Origin of the sequence: Hydrogenophaga palleronii NBRC 102513 (assembly GCF_001571225.1) — a bacterium.
In the GTDB taxonomy this organism is placed as follows: Bacteria; Pseudomonadota; Gammaproteobacteria; order Burkholderiales; family Burkholderiaceae_C; genus Hydrogenophaga; species Hydrogenophaga palleronii.
Genome location: NZ_BCTJ01000009.1, coordinates 99,425 through 120,259 on the forward strand (window position 1 = coordinate 99,425; position 20,835 = coordinate 120,259).

The window sequence follows — 20,835 nt, forward strand, 5'->3', positions numbered from 1 at the left end:
TCCCTGTTCCAACCTCTTCACGCTGCCTCATGTCGTCCACTCCCCGCATCACCGAACTGCGCGTCGTCCCTGTCGCGGGGCGCGACAGCATGTTGCTCAACCTGAGCGGTGCGCACGCGCCGTTCTTCACGCGCAACATCCTCATCCTCACCGACAGCGCCGGGCGCACCGGTGTGGGCGAGGTGCCGGGGGGCGAGAAGATCCGGCAGACGCTGGACGATGCGCGTGAACTGGTGGTGGGCCGGTCCATCGGCGAGCACCAGTCCCTGCTGCGTGAACTGCAGACCCGCTTTGCCGACCGCGACGCGGGCGGGCGCGGCCTGCAGACCTTCGACCTGCGCACCACCATCCACGCCGTCACCGCAGTGGAATCGGCCCTGCTCGATCTGCTGGGCCAACACCTCGACGTGCCGGTTGCCGCCTTGCTGGGCGAAGGCCAGCAGCGCGAGTCGGTGGAGATGCTGGGTTACCTGTTCTTCGTCGGCGACAAGAAGAAGACGAACCTGCCTTACGCCAGCGAGCCCGGCGCCGACAACGCCTGGTTCCGCCTGCGGCACGAAGAAGCGATGACGCCCGAGTCCGTGGTGCGCCTGGCCGAGGCCGCGCGCGAGCGTTATGGCTTCAACGACTTCAAGCTCAAGGGCGGCGTGTTGCGCGGCGACGAAGAAGTGGACGCGGTGACCGCGTTGCACGAACGTTTCCCGGATGCGCGCGTCACGCTCGACCCCAATGGCGGCTGGCTGCTGAAGGACGCGATCCGCCTCGGCCAGCGCATGCGTGGCGTGGTGGCCTATGCCGAAGACCCCTGCGGCGCAGAAGACGGTTTCTCGGGCCGCGAGGTGATGGCCGAATTCCGCCGCGCCACCGGCCTGCCCACGGCCACCAACATGGTCGCCACCGACTGGCGCCAGCTCACGCACGCGCTGTCGCTGCAGAGCGTGGACATTCCGCTGGCCGACCCGCACTTCTGGACCATGGCCGGCAGCGTGCGCGTGGCGCAGACCTGCCGCGACTGGGGCCTGACCTGGGGCTCGCACTCCAACAACCACTTCGACATTTCGCTCGCCATGTTCACCCACGTCGGCGCGGCCGCACCGGGCAAGGTGACGGCCATCGACACCCACTGGATCTGGCAGGACGGCCAGCGCCTCACCAAAGAGCCGCTGCAGATCGTCGGCGGCCACGTGCAGGTGCCGAAGAAACCCGGCCTGGGGCTGGAGCTCGACATGGCCGAGCTGGAGAAGGCGCACCGGCTGTACCTCGAACACGGCCTGGGCGCGCGTGACGATGCGATGGCCATGCAGAGCCTGGTGCCGAACTGGCGCTTCGACCCGAAGCGCCCGGCGCTGGACCGCTGAATTTTTTGCCACATTGAATCAAGAAACAAGGACTGCGATGAGACCCAACCGTCTGCGCGAAATCTGGGCCAAGGGAGGTGCGGTGGCCAATGGCTGGCTGGCCATTCCCAACAGCTTCTCGGCCGAGACCATGGCCCACCAGGGCTGGGACTCGTTGACCATCGACCTGCAACACGGCGTGGTCGATTACCAGACCATGGTGACCATGCTGCAGGCCATCTCCACCACCGACACCGTGCCCGTGGTGCGTGTGCCCTGGCTGGAGCCCGGCATTCTCATGAAGACGCTCGACGCCGGTGCCTACGGTGTCATCTGCCCGATGGTGAACACGCGCGAAGACGCGCAGAAGCTGGTGGCCTACACCCACTACGCGCCGCGTGGCACACGCAGCTTCGGCCCGGTGCGCGCGCTGCTCTACGGCGGCGCCGACTACCCCAAACACGCCAACGACACCATCGTCACCTTCGCCATGATCGAGACCGCGCAGGCGCTCGACAACCTCGAAGAGATCCTGTCGGTGCCCGGCCTGGACGCCATCTACATCGGGCCGTCCGACCTGTCGCTCGCGCTCGGCTGCAATCCCACCTTCGACGACCTCGACCCCAAGGCCGCACAGGCGGTGGAGCACATCCTGGCGCGCGCCAAGGCGCACGGCCTGGTGGCCGGCATCCACAACGGTTCGCCCGAGGCCGCGGCACGCCGCATCGCCATGGGTTTCCAGTTCGTCACCATCGGCTCCGACGCCCGCCTCATGGCCGCCGGTTCGCAGCAAGTACTCTCCACCCTGCGCGCCTCGCAAGCGCCGAAGGGCGTGAGCGGCTATTGATCCCCACAACCCCACCCAGCGCGGCGGGGTGTTCACAAAGGAAAAACATGAAGATCGGTTTCATCGGCCTCGGCATCATGGGCACGCCCATGGCACTGCACCTCGTCAACGCCGGCCACACGCTGTACGTGCACACCCGCAGCCAGGTGCCCGAAGCCATCCAGGCCGCCGGTGGTGTGCGCTGCGACAACGCCGCCGCCGTGGCCCGCGAGGCCGAGGTGGTCTTCACGATGGTTCCCGACACACCCGACGTCGAGGCCGTGCTGTTCGGCGAGAACGGCGTGGCGCAGGGCTTGAGCAAAGGCAAGGTGGTGGTCGACATGAGCTCGATCTCGCCCATGGCCACCAAAGCGTTTGCGAAGAAGATCAACGCACTCGGCTGCGACTACATCGACGCGCCGGTGTCCGGTGGTGAAGTCGGCGCCAAGGCCGCATCGCTCACCATCATGTGCGGCGGCGACGAGGCCGTGTTCGAACGCGTGCGCCCGCTGCTGGAACTGATGGGCAAGAACATCACCCTGGTCGGCGGCAACGGCGACGGCCAGACCACCAAGGTGGCCAACCAGATCATCGTGGCGCTTAACATCGCCGCCGTGAGCGAAGCCCTGGTGTTCGCCAGCAAGGCCGGCGCCGACCCGGCCAAGGTGCGCCAGGCATTGATGGGCGGCTTCGCCGCCAGCCGCATCCTGGAAGTGCACGGTGAACGCATGATCAAGCGCACCTTCAACCCGGGCTTCCGCATCAAGCTGCACCAGAAAGACCTGAACCTCGCGCTGCAAGGCGCGAAGGAACTCGGCGTCGGCCTGCCGCAAACCGCCAACGCCGCGCAGCTCATGCAAGCCTGCGCCGCCAACGGCATGGGCGAGCTGGACCACTCGGCGCTGGTGAAGGCGCTGGAGTTGATGGCGAACCACGAGGTCGCGCAAGGCTGAGCCTGCGGGCCGGTGATGCCGCCGGGTGTGCCATGGCGGAACACTCGGTGCTAGGGTAATCCCCGGCTCCCGGTGCGGCAGGGCGTACGGCAGGATGGGCTGTCCCCCTCCATGCCCACAACCCATCTTTTCGCCCCGCCATGCCCGCTGCTTCCGCCTCCGCCGACACCCTCCGTTTTTTGCAGGCCCGCGACCTGCTGCTGCAGACCCGCGAGGACCGCGCTGCCGCGGTGGAGGGTTTCCGCTGGCCGCGGCTTCGGCATTTCAACTGGGCGCTCGACCACTTTGACGCGCTGGCCGCAGGTCCGCAGGCCAATGACCCGGCGCTGTGGATCCTGGAGGCCGACGGCCGCGAGCAGCGCCTGAGCTTTGCCGAGCTCTCGACGCGCTCGGCGCAGGTTGCCAACTTCCTGCGCGCGCAGGGCGTGCGGCGCGGTGACCGCGTGCTGATGGTGCTGGGCAACGAATTCGCGCTGTGGGAAACCATGCTGGCCGCCATCAAGATCGGCGCGGTGCTGATCCCGGCCACCGCGCTGCTCACCGCCGACGACCTGCACGACCGCATCACGCGCGGCGACGTGCGCCACGTGGTGGCGGGCACGGCCCAGGTGCCCAAGTTCGCGGCGTTGCAGGGCGGCTTCACGCGCATCTGCGTCGGCGCGCCGCAGCCGGGCTGGCTGGACTTCGAGCGCGCACGCGAGCAAGCGACGGTGTTCGAGCCCGAAGGCCAGACCCTGGCCACCGACCCGCTGCTGCTGTACTTCACCTCCGGCACCACCGCGCTGCCCAAGCTGGTGCTGCACTCGCACCAGAGTTATCCGGTCGGCCACCTCTCCACCATGTACTGGCTCGGCCTGCGCCCGCGCGACGTGCACCTCAACATCTCGTCGCCGGGTTGGGCCAAACACGCCTGGAGCTGCTTCTTCGCGCCCTGGAACGCGGGCGCCTGCGTGTTCATCCACAACACGCCGCGCTTCAACCCGCAGGAGCTGCTGACCACGCTGGCGCGCTGCGCCGTCACCAGCTTGTGCGCGCCGCCCACCGTGTGGCGCATGTTGATCCAGGAAGACCTGGCGGCGTGGCGGCCGAAGCTGGCGCTGCGCGAAGTGATCGGCGCCGGTGAACCGCTCAACCCCGAAATCATCGAGCAGGTGCAAAAGGCCTGGGGCCTCACGCTGCGCGACGGCTACGGCCAGACCGAAACCACGGCGCAGATCGGCAACGCCCCCGGCCAGCCGCTCAAGGCCGGCTCCATGGGGCAACCGCTGCCGGGTTACCGCATCGTGTTGCTCGATGTCGATGGCCGCGAGGCCGACGAAGGCGAGGTCTGCATTGCGCTCGACGAGCGCCCGCTCGGCCTGATGGACGCCTACCTCGACAGCGCCGAGAAAACCGCCGATGTGATGCGCGACGGCCACTACCACACGGGCGACACTGCAGCGCGCGACGCCGACGGTTACTACACCTTCGTCGGCCGCGCCGACGACGTGTTCAAGGCCTCGGACTACCGCATCAGCCCGTTTGAACTGGAGAGCGCGCTGATCGAACACGAGGCGGTGGTCGAGGTCGCGGTCGTGCCCTGCCCGGACCCGGTGCGCACGGCGGTGCCCAAGGCCTATCTCATCCTGGCGCCGGGCGCCACGCCAGGCCCCGCGCTGGCCGAAGCCATCCTGGCGTTCGGACGGCAGCAACTCGCGCCCTACAAGCGCGTGCGCCGCATCGAGTTCGTCGCCGAACTGCCCAAGACCATCTCCGGCAAGATCCGCCGCGTGCAGTTGCGCAAGCAGGAAGTCGAGCGCCAACTGGCCGGCACGCGCGGTGAGGCCGAGTACCTGGAAGAAGACTTCCCGGCGTTGCGGCAGGCGGGCTGATCCGGCCTGGGTGCGGCTACGGCGTGAGCCCGGCCGCGCGCAGGAAGGTGTTGTTCTCGTCCACCGTGCCCACGGTCACGCGGATGCAGCCCTGCAGGCCGTGCAGGCGGTCTTGCCGGCGCACCAGCACACCGCCGGCCAGCAGCTGCGCGTGCGCGGCCGCGGCATCGGGCGTGCGCACCAGCAGGAAGTTGGCGTGTGAGGACAGCGGCACCCAGCTCGGGTGTTGCCGCAAGGCCTGGAACAGGCGCTCGCGCTCGCTCCGCGTCTGCGCCACGCGTTCGTGCAGGTAGTCGGCGTGTGCCAGCGCCACCTCGGCACTCACCGATTGCAGCAGCGACACGCCGAACGGCGGCACCAGCTTGCGCAGTTGCTGCGCCACGGCGTCCGAGGTCAGTGCGTAACCCAGGCGCAGGCCGGCCAGGCCCCAGGCCTTGGAGAAGGTGCGCAGCAGCACCACGTGCGGGTGGCGGCGCGCCAGCGCGCGCGCGTCTTCACCACCGATGAAGTGATGATAGGCCTCGTCGACCACCAACAGCCAGCCGTTGCGGCTGGCGGTGGCCAGGCGTTCGAGTTCGTCCAGTGCGCACAGCGAACCGGTGGGGGCATGTGGGCGCGGCAGGTAGATCACGCCTTGTGGCTGCTGTGTCTCGGTGTCGGGGCTCTGCTCGTCGAGTGCGGCGATCAGGGCGTCGAAGTCCATCGACTGGTCGGCCGCGCGCAGCGGCACCTCGGTGAGCCGGGCGCCGAGCAGCTGCGCGTCCAGCCCGTAGAGCGCGAAGTTGGGCGTGACCGTGAGCACGCGGCCACCGCCCAGTGCACTGAGCTGGATCAGCAATGAGATCAGCACATTGCTGCCGGTGGTGATCACCGTGCCCGCCGGTGACCAGCCTTCGAAGCGCGCCAGCGCCTCGCTCAGGCTTTCGGCGTTGAGGTCGGTGTAACGGTGCCAGGGCAACTGGCGCAGGCGCTCCAGCGCGAGTGCCTTGAGCGCGTCGGGGAAGTCGGCGAAGGACTCGTTCTGGTCGAGCTTGACCGGGGCCGAGATGGGGGCGAAGGGGTAGTCGGGGCTGGCCAGCACGGCCGGGCGAATGGGCAGGGACATGCGGGCATTGTCCCGCCAAACGCGCAGGGGCTCAGGACGGGCTGCCCTTGCCCTTTGCCGTGCGGGTGTTCACCGGGGCGGCGGCGTCGGCCTGGTCGGACACGGTCACCACGTCGGGTGCGGGCGGTGCGGCCACCACCTCCTGTTCAGCCACCGCCTCGCGCGCTTCGGTCAGCGTGAGCAGGATGTCGGCGTACCAGGCGCAGTTCAGGCCGAGCGATTCGTCCAGCACCAGGTCGCGGTTGCCCATGTCCATGCGCGCCGAGTGCACACCGAGCAGCTTCCAGGGCAGGATGGCCGAGCCGTCGGTGGGCGCGCCGAGGTCGCGCATCACCACCGCCGCGCCGCTGGTGCCGCGGTGGGTGCGGGCGTCGGTGAGGAAATAACCGTGGCCCTGAAAACGGATGCCGTAGGGCGAGGCCACCACCGCCTGGCGCAGCACCGGCAGGTGGTGCAGGCCGTCGTGGAAGCCGAGCGGAAAACCCACCACCAGCAGCGACTGGCCGGGCACCACTTCGTTGAAGGCGGTCTGCAGGTGGTCGGGCGTGAAGGCGCGGATGACGGTGGCCTCGGGCAGGGCGCTGCGGTCGATCTCGACCACCGCGACGTCGATGTCACCACCGCTGTCCAGGCCCTGGCGCCACACCGCCTGGCCGTCGTCGTACAGCGGGATCGAGAAGCCGGTGGAGCGCGTGAGGTTGGTGCCGTCGATGTGCAGTTCGATCTCCAGCCGGTCGGGGAAATGCTGCGATACATCGTCGATCACCACGTGCCGGCTGGTCACCAGGTACAGGCGGCCTTCGCGCTCGAAGAAAAAGCCGCTGGCGTTGGTCAGGGGTTGCAGGCCGTGAAAGGTGGAGACGCGGGGTGTCGAGAGGAACAGCGGGTCCACGGGGGCGTCGATGTGGGCTGCGGGCACGGCGGTTTGCGGGTCTTCGGGGACAAAGGGTGGCCTGGTCATGTGGGGAGTGTCGCACCCTTGCTGGCCGCACGGGCAAGCCCGTTCCGCCTGGGGGTTTGTGGTGATGGTCGGTGTGTGTATGTGGCGGTCAGGCTAATGCGCAGGCCGTGCGCAGGTCTGTGCGTCATCACACGCTCTTGCACGGATCAGGCCGGTGGTGGCAGGCGGAACTGCTTCTCGATGAAGGCCCATGCCATGCGTGTGGCGTCGGGCCCGTTGGCGTCGCTGAAGGCCTGGCTGGCCGCGCCGCCGCTCCAGGCGTGGCCCAGGCGCGAGACGTCCACCAGCGAAGCCACCACGCGCGCGCGCTGTTTGAAATCGGTCACGGCCATGGGGTGGCGCTGGCCGCGCCGCAGCACGCGTGGCGCCATTGGTTTGGCGCCTGCGTGTTCGGCCCACAGCAGGGCGGCGGCGGTGCCGTTGCGCGGTGACACCACGCCGTCGTCCGCACCCTGGATCACCAGCAGCGGTGGCCAGCGCACGGTGGATGGCCCGGCGCTGGCGGTGCCCGGTGCCGGCAGGCGCTGGCCACGCATGGCGGCCAAAGCCGTGGCGGTGGATTCGGCCGCGCCGGGCGCCACGCCCGAATGCATCACCACCGCGCGGAAGCGTGCCGGGTGGCGCGTGGCCAGCAGGGCCGCCATGCTGGCACCGGCCGACAGGCCGGCGATGGCGATGCGCGCCGGGTCCACCGGCTGCAGCAGGCAGACTTGGTCGATGGCCAGCATCAACAAGGCCATCTCGCTCTGCGCGCGGCCGTTGCGCAGCGCATACCAGTTCCAGCAGCGTTGCGGATGGGCCAGCCGGTCCTGCTCGGGGTAGAGCACCATGAAACGTTCGCGCCGCGCCAGCGTGTTCATGCGGGTGCTGGCGGCAAAACCTGCCGCGTCCTGGCCGCAGCCGTGCAGCATCACCAGCAGCGGCAGTCGTTCACCGGGCAGCAGATCGGGCGGGCGGTAAAGGCGGTAGCGGCGCGCGCCACCTGGGCCCATGGCCAGGCCGGGCTGCCAGTCGCCCGCGCCGGCCGCTGGCGCCTTGCGCGGCGCCGGGGTGGCCGCGCGCACCGGCTTCTTCTTGGGCGCTGCACGCGGCGGTGTGAGTGCGGCGCGCGTCACGGCGCGCAGGCTGCGGTTGAAGGCGCGTACCCAACTGGCGCTGCCGCGGCGGCGGCTCATGCGCCGGCGCGCCGGGTGCGTGGAGCGGCGGTGGACCGGGTGGGGCAGGAGAGCAGGCGGTGGCAGCGTCGCATGGGCGTTCCGTTCATGGAGCAGGGGTGTGGAACCCAGTGTGCCGCAGGCTTGTGTAACCCTGTGTGTGCGCTCCCCGGGGCACGCGGTGTTGTGTGCGCTGTCGAACCGACACAGGTGCGCCGTGCGCCCGACAGTGAACGCAGGGCACCAGGTCGGTGCCCCTGACAAGGAGAAGTCCCATGCGCAAGCCGCACCCCCTTTACCGTCCGGTGTTTGCCGCCGCAGTGGCCTTGGCCATGACCACCCTGGTCGCCTGCAACCGGGCCGAAACCCCGATGGAAGCCCCTGCGGCTCCGCCCCCGAACTCGGCCCCGGCCGAAGCACCGCCGGTGATGCCCACACCGCCGAGCGCCAGCACCGAGTCCGCCGCACCGTCCACCACCATGGGCGAGAAGATCGACGACACCGTGATCACCACCAAGGTGAAAACCGCCCTGCTGGCCGACGAAGCCGTCAAGGGAGCCGATATCTCTGTCACCACGGTGGCGGGTGAAGTGCAGCTCTCGGGCGCCGTCGCCAGTCAGGCGCAGATCGACCGCGCAGTGGAGGTGGCCAAGGGTGTGGAAGGCGTCCTTCGGGTACAGAACGGCGTCACCCTCAAGCCGTGACGACACTGCGGTGTTGATCCGGCCAAGGTGCTGCTGCACGGCAGCGTCTCCGGGTCTCGCCGCATGTGTGCGGCAACAGGTCGTGCGTCCGAGCCTTGGCTGAGCGCGCTGGTCTTTTTTCGGTCGGGCGGACCAGCACCAGCGCCACAAGCCGCTGCCGGCGTTGGGCCGCGTCCGCAATCACCCCCCCCAGCAACCTTTCCCCACGCAAGTTTTCCCCACGCAACGCCAAGCACCGCGCACGCCGCAAGCTCGACAGGCGCGCCCTACAGCCGGCACATCACAGGGTGATGTGAGCCGGACGGGCAGGGCTGCGGATGGCGAAAAAGGCACACTTTCCTGCGCGGGGACTGCCGCTTGGCGCTTCCGGGCAGCATTCCCCATCGCATCCGGCTGAAATGCAGCGTTCAAGTGACAGAATGTTTCCATGTCAAACGGATTGCACGTGATGCCGGTGTTCGGTGGGTTTTGCTGTGGGCGTACGGCCTCCAGCATGGCGTGGCGCACGCGCGGCCTGCGCATGCTGCGCTGCGCCGCGCTGGCGGCACTGGCCATGGTTGTGCTGGCCTGCAGCGAAGTGCCCGCGCCGCCGCTGCTGGTGGGCATCAACACCCGGATCGGCTACGACCCGCTGGTGCTGGCGCGCGACCGCGGCCTGGCCGATCCGCAGCAGGTCAAGGTGGTCGAGCTGATCTCCAGCGCAGAGGCCTTGCGCCACCTGCGCAACGGCCTGCTGGACGCCGCCGGCCTGACCATGGGCGAGGCCTTGCGCCTGATCGACAGCGGTTTTGACGCGCGCATCGTCGCCGTGCTCGACACCTCCGCCGGTGCCGACGTGGTGCTGGTCGCGCCCCATATCCGCCAGCTGGGCGGCCTGCGTGGCGCGCGCATCGCGGTGGAAGACGCGACCGTGGGCACGCTGATGCTCGACCGCCTGCTGGACCAGGCCGGGTTGCGCCGCGAGCAGGTGACTGTGTTGCGGCTGGACGCCACCCAGCACCTGACCGCGCTGCAAAGCGGGCGCGTGGCCGCCGCCGTGAGTTATGCGCCGATCGACGAACCGATGCAGCGCGAAGGTTTCCGCCCGATCTTCGACAGCCGGGCCATGCCGGGTGAGATCGTTGACGTGCTGGTCGTGCGCACCGAGGTGCTGCGCAACCGGCCCAAGGCGGTGGACGCGCTGATGGCGAGCTGGGCCACCGGCCTGGCGGCGCTGCAGCAAGACCCGATCGGCGCGGCCGCGGCGCTGGCACCGGGTGCCGGCCTCACGCCAGCGCAATACGAAGCCGTGCAGAAGGGTCTGCGCTTCTACACCCCGGTCGAATCGCTGCAGCTGCTCAGCGGTGACCCGCCGCGGCTGGCGCAACAGGGCCAGGCCGTGACCCAGCTGCTGATGGAGCCGGGCGTGCTGAAGGCCCCGCCGCGCTGGGCCGACCTGATCGACACCGCGCCGGCACGCCGCGCGCCGCACCCGCGGGGTCGGCCATGAAGCCGGTGGCGCGCCTGCTCTCCATTCCGGCACGTTGGCTGGCGCCACTGATGCTGGTGGCGTTTGCCATCACCACCACCGGCATCAACCTCGTGCTGCAGTGGCGCGAGGTGGACCAGCAGGTGACCGAGAACGAGAGCCGCCGGCTGCACGAGCGCCTGGGCGTGGAGCAGAGCCGCCTGAGTGCCGAGGCCGGCAACTTCAACACCTTGCAGGTGCGCCGCCTGGTCGGCGGCCTGGGGCTGTACAGCGGCATGCAGCACGCCTATTTGCTGGACGACCGTGGACTGGTGCAGGCCTCGTTGCTGCGCTCCGACATCGGCATGTCTTTTGACGATCTGCTCCAGCTGTATCCCGAACTCGCGGGCATGCGCGCCGCGTTCGCCCAACCCCTGGCCGGCTCCACATTGCAGGTGGCGCGTGCGCCGGCGCAGCCCTGGCTGTTCGGCCGTGCCGCGCTTGAGCCCGGCCTGGAGCTGCTGACCCTGGTCAACCTGAGCCAGCCGATCGCCGCGCGCCATGCCGGCATGCGCGCCCAGGTGCTGCGCGAGGCCCTGGTGCTGACCGCGATGGTGGCCCTGCTGGCGCTGCTGCTGCACTGGGTCTGGTTCCGCCGCGCCGAGCAGCTGGCGCGCGCGCTCACCACCATGGGCGAGGGCCAGTTGCAGGCCCGCACCGGCCTGCACGGACGCGACGAACTGGCGCTGATCGGCGCTGCGGCCGACCGCATGGCCGAGCGCCTGCAGGCCGATCAGTCCCTGTTGCAGCGCATGACCGATGTGGTGGACCGTTCGCCGCTGGTGGTGATCGAATGGCTCAACGTGATCGGTTGCCCGATCCGTTACGTGAGTCCTTCCATCGCGCAATGGGGTTATGCGCCCGAGCCCCTGCTGCAGGGCCGCATGACCTACGACAGCCTGATCCACCCCGATGACGTGGGCCAGGTCAATATCGAGATCGACCACTACCTGGACCACGGCCCCGACCAGTACCGGCAGGAATACCGGCTGCGCTGCGCCGACGGCCGCTGGATCTGGATCGACGACCGCAGCTCGCTCACGCGCGATGCCGACGGCAAGGTCACGGCCATCAGCGGTGTGCTGCTCGACATCACGGTGCAGAAAGAGGCCCAGCTGGCGCAGCGCGACCAGGTCGAGTTCCAGCGCATGTTCTACGAGCTGCCGCTGATCGGCATGGCGATCTCGTCGCCGCACGACACGCACTGGCTGCAGGTGAACGATCGGCTGTGCGAAATCCTCGGCTACACGCGCGAGCAGCTGCTGAGCGTGAGCTGGGCCGAGATGACGCCGCAGCCGGATCTGGATCGCAACCTCGAACTGCTTGAACGCATGAAGGCCGGCGAGACCGAGAGCTACCAGATGCAGAAGCGGTTCATGCGCTGGGACGGCAGCTTCGTGCACACCGAGATCCATGTGCGCGCGGTGCGTGAGCCCGACGGCACGCTCAAGCACCTGTTCTCCATCGTTCAGGACGTGACCGAACGCCTGCAGACCAGCCAGGCCCTGAGCGACCAGAAGAGCCTGCTGGAGCAGGCCGAGGCCATGGCCGGCCTGGGCAGCTGGTTGTACGACTCGAACACGCGGCACATCTGGTGGTCGCGCCAGATGTACCACAACATCGGGCGCGACGAAGCGCTGGGGCCGCCACCCACGCTGGAGGCCTATCTGGACTGCCTGCACCCCGAGGACCGCGACCGCGTGGGCCGTTTCCTGCGCACCCTGCCGCGGCACAAGGTGGGCCGCATGCACACCGAGTTCCGCCGCCATCCTTCGCTCGGGCGTGAACGCTGGTTCCGCGGCGGCGTCGAATGCCGCGAGCTCGCCGATGGTGCCGGCGTTCACTTCAGCGGCACCCTGCTCGACGTCACCCACATCAAGCTGGCGCAGATGAACCTGGAGCGCATCAACGCCAAGCTGGAGCAGCGCGTGGCCGAACGCACCGAGCAGCTCAGCGTGGCCAACCGCGAGCTGGAGGCGTTTTCGTACACCGTCTCGCACGACCTGAAGGCGCCGCTGCGCGGCATCGACGGCTACAGCCAGTTGCTGGAAGAAGAGCACAGCGACCGGCTGGACGAAGAGGGCCGCCAGTTCATCGGCCGCATCCGCCGCGGCGTGCACCAGATGGGCTGTCTGATCTCCGATCTGCTGGCCTATTCGCGCATGGAGCGCCGCACCATGGAGCAGCGCCAGGTGGAACTCAAGCCCTTGCTGGACCTGGTGCTGGAAGGCCACGCGGCCGACATCGCCGCGGCGCGCACCGAGGTTGTGCTGCAACTGGAGCCGATGGTGCTGCAGCTCGACCGCGAGGGCATGGCGGTGGTGCTGCGCAACCTGGTCGGCAACGCCGTCAAGTTCAGCCAGAGCCAGCCGCAGCCGCGCATCGAGGTTGGCGCACGCCATGAAGACCAGCGCTGCGTGCTCTGGGTGCGCGACAACGGCGTGGGCTTCGACATGAAGTACCACGACCGCATCTTCGGCATCTTCCAGCGCCTGCAGCGGGCCGAAGACTACTCGGGCACCGGCGTGGGTCTGGCGCTGGTGGCCAAGGCGGTGCAGCGCATGGGCGGTCGGGTCTGGGCCGAGAGCACGGTCGGGCAGGGCGCCACCTTCTACCTGGAGTTCCCGTCATGAAATCGGCCCGGTCACGCCACACGATCCTGCTGGTGGAAGACAACGCGATGGACATCGACCTCACGTTGCGCGCCTTCAACAAGCAGCGCTTCGCCACCACCATCCACGTCGCGCGTGATGGCGAAGAGGCGCTGTCCTGGTTTGAACGCTGGGACGGTGGTGAATGCCTGCCGGCCGTGATCCTGCTCGACCTCAACCTGCCACGCGTCAACGGCCTGGAGGTGTTGCAGCAGCTCAAGACGCACAAAAAATTCCGCAGCATTCCGGTGGTGGTGCTGAGTTCCTCGCGCGAAGAAAGCGACCTCAAGGCCGCCTACGACCTGGGCGTGAGCTCCTATATCGAGAAGCCGGTGAACTTCAGCCAGTTCATCGAAGTCGCAGAACGCATCGAGCTGTACTGGTGCGTGCTCAACGAGCGGCCATACTGAGGGCACCCCGGTGCAGCTTTGACGAGGCCCGCGGGGGGCCACACCCGCCATCCGGCCCGGCCGCTGGCACGGTGTTCACGCCAGCGGCGCCTGCGCCTGCTGTTGTTTCCTGTTTTCCGGAGTGCCCATGCTGAAAATCCTGATTCCCGTCGACGGTTCCCCGCAGGCCCTGCTGGCCGTGCACCATGTGTTGCGGCTGGTGGGCGCCGGCCTGAAGGCGCGCGCCGTGGTGGCCAACGTGCAGGAGGCGGCCAACCTTTACGAAATGGTGGTGGCGCACGACCCCGCCGTGCTGCAGAAGGTGAGCGACGCCGCCGGGCGCGACCTGGTGCGCCCGGCCGTGGCCCTGCTGAGCGCGGCCGGTGTGCAGGTCGAATCGGCCGTGGCCAGCGGCGACCCGGCGCAACAGCTGCTGGAACTGCTGGAGCGCCACGCCTGCGATGCGGTGGTGATGAGCACGCGCGGCAGCGGCCTGCGTGCGGCGGTGCTGGGTTCGGTGTCGCAGGAGCTGGTGCAACGCTCGCCGGTGCCGGTCACGCTGGTGAAGGTGCCCGAGGACACCGCCGCCGACTGACCGCATCCGCCACCACACGCAGGAAGCCGGCCGTGAGCCGGCTTCTTTCATGGGCGCGGCACGGGCCTCAGGGTGCCGCAGAGGCTGGGGGTGCCTTGGGCGCCGGCGGCTGCCAGCGGAAGAACATCGGGTACACCTTCTCGACCACCGGGCCGTTGAAGTCCCAGCCCCGGCACTGGCCCAGGTGGGGCGGCGGCAGGCCGTCGCCGTGTGCCGCGAACGATTCCGAACGGGTCTGGAACGCCGCGGTTGCGAGGTTGAACAAAAGCTCGCGCAGGTGCGTGCAACCCGCCACGTGGCCCAGGTGGCGCTGGATGGTCTGGCGCCAGCCACGGCCCAGCACCTCACCCACCATGCGCTGCATGTTGGGCAGCGCGCTCGGGCAGGGGTCATGCGGGAACGCGTCCATGGCGACGTCGATGCCGCGGATCACCATGGTTTCGTCGAACGTCACGCGGATGCGCATGTGGTGCACCGCTTCGCCGGCTTCCCAGCGGCCTTCGCCGGGGATCTCGAAGGCGTGCGGCTTGCTGTCGTGCAGCTCGCCTTCGATCTCCCACAGGCCGTCGTCGCGCTGAAACCCCTGGTACTCGACGCGCCGGGTGTGCATGGGGCGGCGGGGGGCGGGGGCAGGCAAGGGCAAGGTGGTTCTCCGGTGGGGCGTTGTCTGCGCCGATTGTCCCGCCCCGCGCCAGCGCCTGCTGGCGGGCCGGCTGAAAACCTGCGAACACGGCGGCGTGCGCATGACGCCGGGCCGCCGCTGCGCCGGCCGGCCTGACCGTGCGTCGGAAAAAAACCTCAAGTTCCCGTGCGGAACGCCGAAAACAGCTCAAGAACACCGGGCCTGTGTGCGGCCGGTGGACGCCGTAGAGGAATGCCCATGTTGAACATTTCAACCACCACTGCCGTCGCCTGGCCGACGCCGCCCTCCGGCGCCGTCGCCCCGGTGTCGCCGGCCGCTGCCGTGCAGCCCGTGCAGGCGGGCAACCACGACGGCAAGGCTCAAACCGGATTTGGCCGCGAGGGCCAGGCCGCGCGACAGCATGCCCTGGCCACCCGCGGCCAGGCCGAAGCGCGCACCGCGGCGGCCGACAGTGCCAGCCCGGCGGCCGGCGAGGCCCGCATGCCGGCGCCGCACGATCCGGTGGCCCAGCGGCAGGCGAAGCAGGAAGCCACCCAGGTGGCCGAACAGCAGAAGGCCAAGGACAAACAGGCGATCGAACACCTGCAGAGCGTGCTCTCGCGCATGTGGGCCGCCAGCGCGGCGGTGATTGACCGCGCGCTGGGCATCGAACCACCCAACGGCAGCGAGCTGCCCGGCAGCCAGAGCGATACCGCCCCCGACCTGTCGGCGGTGGCCGCCACGCTGGTGGCGCGCAAGACACCGCTGGTGCCCGAACGCGCGGCCCTGCCCGCGCCCGACCCCCTGCCGTGGCCGGTGATGGCGGACGCGGCCACGCCCGAAGGCGCCGAGCCCGTGGCGGTGGTGGAGCTGGTGGACCCGGCCGACGTGCTGGCCTACGACGAACGCGGCAACAGCAGCATGGCGCCGCTGGAAGCGGGCACCCTGGTCAACCAGATGGTTTGAGGCCGCTGGCCTCGGCAGGACCGGCTGCTGCTGCGCAGCGCCGTAAGCACCCCGGTCAAAATTTCAGATGCGGTGCCGCACGCCGGACGGTGTGCTCGCCAGGCGCGCCAGCAGCGCCGGCGCGATCTGCGTCAGCGGCAACACCTCGTGCGCCGCGCCGTGCTGGATCGCCATGCGCGGCATGCCGAACACCACGCAGCTCGCTTCGTCCTGCACGTAGTTGTAGCTGCCGGCGTCCTTCATCTCGCGCATCGCGCTCGCGCCATCGGCGCCCATGCCGGTGAGCATGATGCCCAGCGCGTTCGGCCCCAGCACGCGCGCGGCCGACTTGAACAGCACCTCCACCGAAGGGCGGTGGCGGTTCACCGGTTCGGTGTCTTCCACAACGGCCACGTAGTTGGAGCCGTTGCGGTCGATGCGGAACTGGCGCCCGCCCGGCGCGATGTAGGCGTGGCCGGGCAGGATGCGTTCGCCGTGGCGCGCCTCCTGCACCTGGATGCGGCACAGCGTGTTCAGGCGGTTGGCGAAACTGGTGGTGAAACCCGGCGGCATGTGCTGGGTGATGACGATGGCGGGCGCGTCGGGCGGCATCGGCACCAGCACCTCGCGGATGGCCTCGGTGCCGCCGGTGGAGGAACCGATGCAGATGATCTTTTCGGTTGAAACCCGCGGCAGCGGCGCGCGCGGCGGCTCGGCCGGTGTGGCCGCGCCGTTCGCCGTGCCGGCGGTTGCCGATGCGGCGCCGAGCGGGGCCGCGAGGCGCTTCACGTGCGCAGCGGCGGCAACGCGGATCTTGTCCACGATGTCGCCGGCCAGTTCGTTCAGGCCGCTGCTCACGCCGATGCGTGGCTTGGCCACGAAGTCAACCGCGCCCATCTCGAGCGCGCGCAGCGTGGTTTCGGCACCCTGCTCGGTGAGGGTGGAGACCATCACCACCGGCATCGGGCGCAGGCGCATCAGGCGCGAGAGGAACTCCAGCCCGTCCATGCGCGGCATCTCCACGTCGAGCGTGATGACGTCGGGGTTGAGCTCGCGGATCATCTCGCGCGCCACCAGCGGATCGCTGGCCGCGCCGATGCAGGTCATGTCCTTCTGCCGGTTGATGATTTCGGTGAGCAGGCTGCGCACCAGCGCAGAGTCGTCCACCACGATCACCTTGATTTTTGCCATTTCATCTCTCCATTGCGATCCACGTGCCTTGTCCGGAAACACCGCGGAACCGGCTTTGCCGGGCCGCTGGTGTTGCCCCCTTTGAGGGGGATGCGGCGACACGCAGTGAGCAAGCGACGGGGTGTTTCAAAACAGATCCACCGAGCCACCGGCTGCGGCCTTGGCCACCACCGTGGCGTTGATCTTGCGGTCCTGTGTTTCGAGGGTTTCGGGATGCGAGTGCGCCAGGCGCTTCACCATCGCCTTGCCGGTGGCCGGGAAATAACAGACCTTGCGCGGGTGGATGTCGAGCACGTCCTTGGAGATCACGGCGATGCGCTCGGTCTGCAGGTAGTCGAGCACGAACTGCGTATTGCGTTCGCCCACGTTCATGGTGGTGAAGGTGTGCATCACCTGGCCGCCACCGAACACCTTGGCCTGCATGGTTTCGCGCCGTGCACCGAGCTTCATCATCTCGTTGATCAGCAGCTCCATCGCATACGAGCCGTAGCGGCCGCCCGAATCGTTGCCACCGTCGGGCAGCATGAAGTGGTTCATGCCCCCCACGCGCACCCGCGGGTCCCAGAGGCAGGCGGCGATGCAGGAGCCCAGCACCGTCATCAGCAGCATGTCCTCGGTGGTCACGTAGTACTCGCCGGGCAGCACCTTCACCGCGTCGTTGTTGAAGTGGTGGTCGCGGTAAAAAAAGCTGGCCTCGCCCGGCTTGGGCGTGCGCGCCCGCAGCACGTCGAGCGAAGAGCGGGGCGTTGCAACCATCATGCCGGGCCTCCACCCACGCGCAGGCGTGAAGTGCCTTCATCCAGAGACACCACGGAGCCGGCTACGCCGGGCCGCAGGTGTCGTCCCCCCACCGGGGGAAAGGCGCGCAGCGCCGCAGGGGGGCGTTCAAAGCCTTTCATAGACGGTCTTGCCGCGCAGGGCGAACAGGTTGCGCGCGTCGCTGAAGTTCTCGGCATGGCCGACGAACAACATGCCGCCCGGCTTCATCACGCGGTGGATGCGTTCGAGCACCGCGCGCTGCGTGGCGGCGTCGAAGTAGATCATCACGTTGCGGCAGAACACGACGTCGAAGGGTTCGCGAAACGGCAGGTTCTCGATCAGGTTGACGCTGAGGAACTGCATGTGTTTCTGCAGCTCGGGCTTGACGCGCATCAGCCCGGCGTTGCTGCCTTTGCCGCGCATGAAGAAGCGCTGCAGGTGAGCCTGCGTCAGGCCCTTCACGCCATCGGTCTTGTAGACGCCGCGCTGCGCCGTGGCCAGCACCTTGGTGTCGATGTCGCTGTTGACGATCTCGAACGAACCCGATGCGCCCAGCGCCTCGGTGGCCGTCATGGCGATGGAGTAGGGCTCTTCGCCGGTGGACGCGGCCGAGCACCAGATGCGCCAGGCTTGCGAGCGTTTTGCGGCCAGCAGGTCGTGAAGGATGCCGAAGTGGTGCTGCTCGCGGAAGAAGGCCGTGAGGTTGGTGGTGAGGGCGTTGATGAACTCCTGCCACTCGCCACCGTCGTGCTGCTCCAGCCAGTCGAGGTAACTCTTGAAGCTGCCGTGGCCGGTTTCGCGCAGGCGGCGCGAGACGCGGCTGTAGACCATGGCGTGCTTGCCGTCGTGCAGGCTGATGCCGGCCTTCTTGTAGATCAGTGCCTTGATGCGCGCGAAGTCGGCGTCGGCCCAGACGAACTCGCGGCCTTCGGCCAGCGGTCCATCGAGCGAGGCATCCTTGTCCGAAGACGCCGTGGAACCGGTGCCACCGGGCCGCGGGTGTTGCCCCTTTGAGGGGGTCGCGCGAAGCGCGGTGGGGGTATTGAGCATGTCTAGTGGCGTGAGCGGCGCACCAGGCCCGAGGTGTCCAGGATCAGCGCCACCTTGCCATCGCCCAGGATGGTGGCGCCCGAGATGTTGGGCACCTTGCGGTAGTTGGACTCCAGGTTCTTGATCACCACCTGTTGCTGGCCCAGCAGCTCGTCCACCATCAGGGCCACGCGCGAGCCTTCGGCTTCCACCACCACCATGATGGGGCTGACGCCGCTGGACTCGAAACGTGGCACCTGGAACACGTGTTCGAGTTCCACCACCGGCATGTATTCGTCGCGCACCTTCACCACCTGGGCGCCCTGGCCCAGGGTGTTGATGTCGGTGGGCTTGATCTGGAACGACTCGATCACGCTCGACAGCGGCAGGATGTACACCTCGTCGCTGACGCGCACCGACATGCCGTCCATGATGGCCAGCGTGAGCGGCAGGCGCACCGAGACGCGCATGCCGAAGCCTTCGGCCGAATCGATGTCCACCGTGCCGTTGAGCGCGGTGATGTTCTTCTTCACCACGTCCATGCCGACGCCGCGGCCGGACACGTCGGTGACCTGGTCTGCGGTGGAGAAGCCGGGCGCGAAGATCAGGTTCCAGACTTCGCCATCGGTCAGCGTGTCGGGTGCGTCGATGCCTTTTTCGCGCGCCTTCTTCAGCAGCTTCTCGCGCGACAGGCCCTTGCCGTCGTCGCGCACCTCGATCAGGATCGAACCGCCTTCGTGCGTGGCCGACAGCGTGATGGTGCCGTGTTCGGCCTTGCCCTTGGCGCGCCGCTCTTCCGGCATTTCGATGCCGTGGTCGCAGCTGTTGCGGATCAGGTGGGTCAGCGGGTCGGTGATCTTCTCCACCAGGCCCTTGTCGAGTTCGGTCGATTCGCCCTGCGTCACCAGCTCGACCTTCTTGCCCAGCTTGCTGGCGAGGTCGCGCAGCATGCGCGGGAAACGGTTGAACACCACCGACATCGGGATCATGCGGATCGACATCACCGCTTCCTGCAGGTCGCGCGTATTGCGGTCCAGGTCGGCCAGGCCGGCCAGCAGGGGCTGGTTGTCCTTGTCGTCGAGCTCGCGGCTTTTCTGCGCCAGCATGGCCTGGGTGATGACGAGTTCGCCCACCAGGTTGATGAGCTGGTCGACCTTGCTCACCGAGACACGCAGCGTGCTCGACTCCAGGCCCGCGCCCGCGGCCGCACCGGCGGCGGCACGCGTTTCGGTTTTGGCCGTGGTGGTGGCCGCGGCCTTGGCGGGAGCGGTGGGGCCGCCCGGCACGCCGGGCGCGCCTTCGAAGAAACCGTAGTCGCGGCCTTCGGTGGTCGGGTTGGGGTGGCCGGTGCCGATCAGCACCTCGCCGCCGTCGGCGTCGTAGCTGATGCTCACCACCGGCGGTTCGGCGGGTGCGATGGCCACTACCACGGCGGCGGCTTCTTCGGCGGCGTGCTCGACGATGCGGATGTCGTCCTTGCCGACGTGGAAGGTGAACAGGTCCAGCAGGTCGTTGTCGCTGGCGCTGGTGCGGGCGCGCCAGGCACGGTGCGTGCTCAGGTCGCAGGGCAGGGTCTCGACCGAGCCCAGGCCGGGGATGTCGCGGAACAGCTCGGCAATGCCGTCGGCCGAAGCCGGGTTGTCCAGCGGGCCGACCAGGATGTCCAGCTCACGTTCGGCCTTGGCGGCCGGTTTGCGCGGGGCCGCTGGCGCCGGTGCCGGTGCGGCCACCGGGGCTGCCACCACCGCCGGCGGTGCGGCGGGGGCTTCCTCTTCCTGTTCGTGGTCTTCGCCGTTGGCCAGTGCGCTGATGCGTGCCACCAGCTCGGCCGTGGCCGGCGGCGCCACGCCGCGGCCCTGGTGCGCCGCCAGCAGGCCGCGCAGTGCGTCGGAGGATTCGAGCAACACGTCAACCATGGCGGCCGTGGGCATCAGCTCGTGGCGGCGCAGCTTGTCCAGCAGCGATTCCATCTGGTGCGTGAGCTCCGCCACGTCGGCAAAACCGAAGGTGGCGGCACCGCCCTTGATGGAGTGTGCGCAACGGAAGATCGCGTTGAGCTCTTCGTCGTCGGCCTTCTCCAGGTCGAGCGCGAGCAGCATCTGTTCCATCGAGTCCAGGTTCTCGCCCGCTTCTTCAAAGAAGATTTGGTAGAACTGGCTCAGGTCGATGTCGTTGCCGAGGTTGTGTCCCTCGCTCATCATTTCACCCATGGTGAAACTCCTTGGTGTGTGCGTGG

General features: G+C 68.6%; 18 protein-coding genes. 10 read left to right on the forward strand and 8 right to left on the reverse strand.

From position 1 onward, the window contains the following. The first annotated feature begins 29 nt into the window (after positions 1-29). From gudD to HPA01S_RS08920, 4 genes are all read left to right on the forward strand, one after another. On the forward strand, positions 30-1,358 hold the full coding sequence (gudD, locus tag HPA01S_RS08905; RefSeq protein ID WP_157084942.1) for a glucarate dehydratase: 1,329 nt from the start codon (positions 30-32) through the stop codon (positions 1,356-1,358). A 37-nt stretch (positions 1,359-1,395) separates the two neighbouring features. Continuing rightward, positions 1,396-2,184: an HpcH/HpaI aldolase family protein gene (locus tag HPA01S_RS08910; RefSeq protein WP_066269000.1), complete on the forward strand. Its 789-nt coding sequence runs from the start codon at positions 1,396-1,398 to the stop codon at positions 2,182-2,184. A gap of 47 nt (positions 2,185-2,231) precedes the next feature. Next, entirely contained in the window at positions 2,232-3,116 is an 885-nt protein-coding gene (gene glxR / locus HPA01S_RS08915) for a 2-hydroxy-3-oxopropionate reductase (RefSeq protein WP_066269002.1), read from the forward strand. Between the two features lie 140 nt (positions 3,117-3,256). Then, the gene (locus HPA01S_RS08920; RefSeq protein ID WP_066269003.1) at positions 3,257-4,987 is read left to right on the forward strand and encodes an AMP-binding protein; all 1,731 of its coding nucleotides are present in this window, start codon (positions 3,257-3,259) and stop codon (positions 4,985-4,987) included. Positions 4,988-5,003: 16 nt separating this feature from the next. On the opposite strand, the gene HPA01S_RS08925 is transcribed toward HPA01S_RS08920, so the two are convergent. The 3 genes from HPA01S_RS08925 to HPA01S_RS08935 form a co-directional block, all read right to left on the reverse strand. Then, positions 5,004-6,092, reverse strand: a complete 1,089-nt coding sequence (locus HPA01S_RS08925; RefSeq protein WP_066269006.1) for a pyridoxal phosphate-dependent aminotransferase — start codon at positions 6,090-6,092, stop codon at positions 5,004-5,006. A 31-nt stretch (positions 6,093-6,123) separates the two neighbouring features. Next, complete coding sequence (locus HPA01S_RS08930) at positions 6,124-7,053, reverse strand: S1 family peptidase (protein ID WP_084360565.1); 930 nt, start codon at positions 7,051-7,053, stop codon at positions 6,124-6,126. A gap of 146 nt (positions 7,054-7,199) precedes the next feature. Further along, positions 7,200-8,228 carry an extracellular catalytic domain type 1 short-chain-length polyhydroxyalkanoate depolymerase gene (locus HPA01S_RS08935; RefSeq protein WP_066269007.1) on the reverse strand — a complete coding sequence of 343 codons (1,029 nt, stop codon included), beginning with the start codon at positions 8,226-8,228 and terminating at the stop codon, positions 7,200-7,202. 254 nt (positions 8,229-8,482) lie between these two features. Between HPA01S_RS08935 and HPA01S_RS08940 the strand changes: the two genes are divergently transcribed. The 5 genes from HPA01S_RS08940 (at position 8,483) to HPA01S_RS08960 (ending at position 14,053) form a co-directional block, all read left to right on the forward strand. Then, positions 8,483-8,911, forward strand: coding sequence for a BON domain-containing protein (locus HPA01S_RS08940; protein WP_218005332.1), 429 nt, complete (start codon positions 8,483-8,485; stop codon positions 8,909-8,911). A 427-nt stretch (positions 8,912-9,338) separates the two neighbouring features. Continuing rightward, complete coding sequence (locus HPA01S_RS08945; RefSeq protein WP_084360566.1) at positions 9,339-10,400, forward strand: ABC transporter substrate-binding protein; 1,062 nt, start codon at positions 9,339-9,341, stop codon at positions 10,398-10,400. Then, the gene (locus tag HPA01S_RS08950; protein ID WP_066269010.1) at positions 10,397-13,051 is read left to right on the forward strand and encodes a PAS domain S-box protein; all 2,655 of its coding nucleotides are present in this window, start codon (positions 10,397-10,399) and stop codon (positions 13,049-13,051) included. The genes HPA01S_RS08945 and HPA01S_RS08950 overlap by 4 nt, the downstream gene beginning before the upstream one ends. After that, on the forward strand, positions 13,048-13,479 hold the full coding sequence (locus tag HPA01S_RS08955; RefSeq protein WP_066269013.1) for a response regulator: 432 nt from the start codon (positions 13,048-13,050) through the stop codon (positions 13,477-13,479). Before HPA01S_RS08950 ends, HPA01S_RS08955 begins: the two co-directional genes overlap by 4 nt. Positions 13,480-13,606: 127 nt before the next feature. Further along, positions 13,607-14,053 carry a universal stress protein gene (locus tag HPA01S_RS08960; protein WP_066269017.1) on the forward strand — a complete coding sequence of 149 codons (447 nt, stop codon included), beginning with the start codon at positions 13,607-13,609 and terminating at the stop codon, positions 14,051-14,053. Between the two features lie 67 nt (positions 14,054-14,120). On the opposite strand, the gene HPA01S_RS08965 is transcribed toward HPA01S_RS08960, so the two are convergent. Beyond that, the gene (locus HPA01S_RS08965; protein WP_066269022.1) at positions 14,121-14,696 is read right to left on the reverse strand and encodes a DUF2889 domain-containing protein; all 576 of its coding nucleotides are present in this window, start codon (positions 14,694-14,696) and stop codon (positions 14,121-14,123) included. Between the two features lie 237 nt (positions 14,697-14,933). Here HPA01S_RS08965 and HPA01S_RS08970 point away from each other — a divergent pair, with 237 nt between their 5' ends. Beyond that, positions 14,934-15,641, forward strand: a complete 708-nt coding sequence (locus tag HPA01S_RS08970) for a hypothetical protein (protein ID WP_066269025.1) — start codon at positions 14,934-14,936, stop codon at positions 15,639-15,641. Between the two features lie 63 nt (positions 15,642-15,704). On the opposite strand, the gene HPA01S_RS08975 is transcribed toward HPA01S_RS08970, so the two are convergent. The 4 genes from HPA01S_RS08975 to HPA01S_RS08990 all read right to left on the reverse strand — a co-directional run bounded on the left by HPA01S_RS08975 (position 15,705) and on the right by HPA01S_RS08990 (position 20,809). Then, entirely contained in the window at positions 15,705-16,811 is a 1,107-nt protein-coding gene (locus tag HPA01S_RS08975; protein ID WP_066269027.1) for a protein-glutamate methylesterase/protein-glutamine glutaminase, read from the reverse strand. A gap of 126 nt (positions 16,812-16,937) precedes the next feature. Beyond that, positions 16,938-17,570 carry a chemoreceptor glutamine deamidase CheD gene (gene cheD / locus HPA01S_RS08980; RefSeq protein ID WP_066269028.1) on the reverse strand — a complete coding sequence of 211 codons (633 nt, stop codon included), beginning with the start codon at positions 17,568-17,570 and terminating at the stop codon, positions 16,938-16,940. Between the two features lie 126 nt (positions 17,571-17,696). Further along, positions 17,697-18,620 carry a CheR family methyltransferase gene (locus tag HPA01S_RS08985; RefSeq protein ID WP_084360567.1) on the reverse strand — a complete coding sequence of 308 codons (924 nt, stop codon included), beginning with the start codon at positions 18,618-18,620 and terminating at the stop codon, positions 17,697-17,699. A 2-nt stretch (positions 18,621-18,622) separates the two neighbouring features. Next, a complete protein-coding gene (locus HPA01S_RS08990; RefSeq protein WP_066269030.1) occupies positions 18,623-20,809 on the reverse strand; it encodes a chemotaxis protein CheA in 2,187 nt (728 codons plus the stop codon). Positions 20,810-20,835: the final 26 nt, after the last annotated feature.

Coding starts and splice junctions, on each gene's coding strand:
- gudD (WP_157084942.1), top strand. CDS start 30: ATGTCGTCCACTCCCCGCATCACCGAACTGCGCGTCGTCCCTGTCGCG.
- HPA01S_RS08910 (WP_066269000.1), top strand. CDS start 1,396: ATGAGACCCAACCGTCTGCGCGAAATCTGGGCCAAGGGAGGTGCGGTG.
- glxR (WP_066269002.1), top strand. CDS start 2,232: ATGAAGATCGGTTTCATCGGCCTCGGCATCATGGGCACGCCCATGGCA.
- HPA01S_RS08920 (WP_066269003.1), top strand. CDS start 3,257: ATGCCCGCTGCTTCCGCCTCCGCCGACACCCTCCGTTTTTTGCAGGCC.
- HPA01S_RS08925 (WP_066269006.1), bottom strand. CDS start 6,092: ATGTCCCTGCCCATTCGCCCGGCCGTGCTGGCCAGCCCCGACTACCCC.
- HPA01S_RS08930 (WP_084360565.1), bottom strand. CDS start 7,053: ATGACCAGGCCACCCTTTGTCCCCGAAGACCCGCAAACCGCCGTGCCC.
- HPA01S_RS08935 (WP_066269007.1), bottom strand. CDS start 8,228: ATGAGCCGCCGCCGCGGCAGCGCCAGTTGGGTACGCGCCTTCAACCGC.
- HPA01S_RS08940 (WP_218005332.1), top strand. CDS start 8,483: ATGCGCAAGCCGCACCCCCTTTACCGTCCGGTGTTTGCCGCCGCAGTG.
- HPA01S_RS08945 (WP_084360566.1), top strand. CDS start 9,339: ATGTCAAACGGATTGCACGTGATGCCGGTGTTCGGTGGGTTTTGCTGT.
- HPA01S_RS08950 (WP_066269010.1), top strand. CDS start 10,397: ATGAAGCCGGTGGCGCGCCTGCTCTCCATTCCGGCACGTTGGCTGGCG.
- HPA01S_RS08955 (WP_066269013.1), top strand. CDS start 13,048: ATGAAATCGGCCCGGTCACGCCACACGATCCTGCTGGTGGAAGACAAC.
- HPA01S_RS08960 (WP_066269017.1), top strand. CDS start 13,607: ATGCTGAAAATCCTGATTCCCGTCGACGGTTCCCCGCAGGCCCTGCTG.
- HPA01S_RS08970 (WP_066269025.1), top strand. CDS start 14,934: ATGTTGAACATTTCAACCACCACTGCCGTCGCCTGGCCGACGCCGCCC.
- HPA01S_RS08975 (WP_066269027.1), bottom strand. CDS start 16,811: ATGGCAAAAATCAAGGTGATCGTGGTGGACGACTCTGCGCTGGTGCGC.
- cheD (WP_066269028.1), bottom strand. CDS start 17,570: ATGATGGTTGCAACGCCCCGCTCTTCGCTCGACGTGCTGCGGGCGCGC.
- HPA01S_RS08985 (WP_084360567.1), bottom strand. CDS start 18,620: ATGCTCAATACCCCCACCGCGCTTCGCGCGACCCCCTCAAAGGGGCAA.
- HPA01S_RS08990 (WP_066269030.1), bottom strand. CDS start 20,809: ATGGGTGAAATGATGAGCGAGGGACACAACCTCGGCAACGACATCGAC.